This window comes from Halobacterium bonnevillei, from assembly GCF_009831555.1.
GTDB classification, from domain to species: Archaea; Halobacteriota; Halobacteria; order Halobacteriales; family Halobacteriaceae; genus Halobacterium; species Halobacterium bonnevillei.
The window spans coordinates 1-1202 of sequence record NZ_WUUU01000343.1; the positions used below are offsets into that span (position 1 = coordinate 1).

The following is a 1202-nucleotide window of genomic DNA, read 5'->3' on the forward strand; positions in this document are numbered from 1 at the left end:
CGTCGAACTGACGGCGGCGAGGCTGCCGCCGCCTACTCCTCCTCGAGCAGTTCGCGCTCGATGTCCGGGCTGCCGCCCGTCGCGCCCGCGAGTCGGCGCGTGAGGACGTCGAAGAACGCGACCAGCGGCCACAGCAGCAGGCCGATCACCCGCACCGGTCGCGCGGCGGAGAGCGCCCACGACTCCGCGTTCGCTAGCCCCCAGGATTTCGGGAGAATCTCCCCGCAGACGAGCACCAGCGTCGTCGCTGCGAGCGTGGTGCCGACGACGGCGAGCTGGGGCGGCAGGTACGCGACCAGCAGCACGGTCAGGATGCTGGAGATGGCGATGTTCACGAGGTTGTTCCCGACGAGGATGGTCACGAGGAGTTTGTGGGGGTTCTCGCGGAGGCGTTTGAGCCCGCGGCCGCGCTCGTCGCCGGCCGCGAGTTCGTCGAGGCGCTGGGGCGTCAACGAGAACAGCGCGATCTCCGTGCTGGAGAAGAACGCCGACACCACCAGGAGGACGGCGACCGCCGCCAGCGACGCGACGACGGAGAGTTCGGGTGGCATACGGCCCGCGTCGGCCGGCGGGCACAAAGTCGTTGGCACCGGGGGCTTCGGTGGTGGCGTTGGAGCGCGCTACTCCGACCACTTCGCGTCCGCGAGCGTGCGCTGGACGGCCTCCTGGCCGACTGCGCGCGCGAGCGTCTCGTAGCCGGCGCGCTCCGCGCGGTCGCCGGCGTCCGCGACGAGGCGGGAGACGATGAACTCCGGCGTGGACTTCCCGACGGTCCCGAACTGCGGCTGGTAGTCGACGAGCAACTCGAGGTCCTGGTTGAGGCCCTCCGCGAAGATGCCGTCCGTGCGCGCGACCGCCGGGAGCGGTTCGAGGTCGTCCGCGAGGTGCGTGACGAACACGCCCAGCGCCTCCTCGTCGACGGTGAGCGTGACGAGGCCGTGCAGGAGGTCGGCGGCCCGTCCGGGTTCCGTGATGGCCTCGAACTCGTCGACGAGCATCAGGGTGCGGTCGCCCTTCGCCAGCGGCGGGACGACGGAGTTCAGCGTCGACTCCAGCACGCCCGCGTTGAACGAGGCGTGGCGCCGGTGGAAGACCACGGCGTCGACGGGCCCGACTTCGGCGCGGTCGGCGGGCACCGGCAGCCCCATCGCGGCGAGCACGGCGACCTGGCACAGCGTCTCCAGCAGCGTCGTCTTCCCGCC

The 1202-nt window shown here is 71.6% G+C and carries 1 protein-coding gene and 1 pseudogene; both read right to left on the reverse strand.

All coding sequences use genetic code 11. The features are described 5' to 3' along the window. Positions 1-32 precede the first annotated feature (32 nt). Entirely contained in the window at positions 33-551 is a 519-nt protein-coding gene (locus GRX66_RS19170; protein WP_159527862.1) for a CNNM domain-containing protein, read from the reverse strand. A 69-nt stretch (positions 552-620) separates the two neighbouring features. Further along, positions 621-1202: pseudogene (locus GRX66_RS19175) on the reverse strand (DNA mismatch repair protein); the annotation flags it as partial.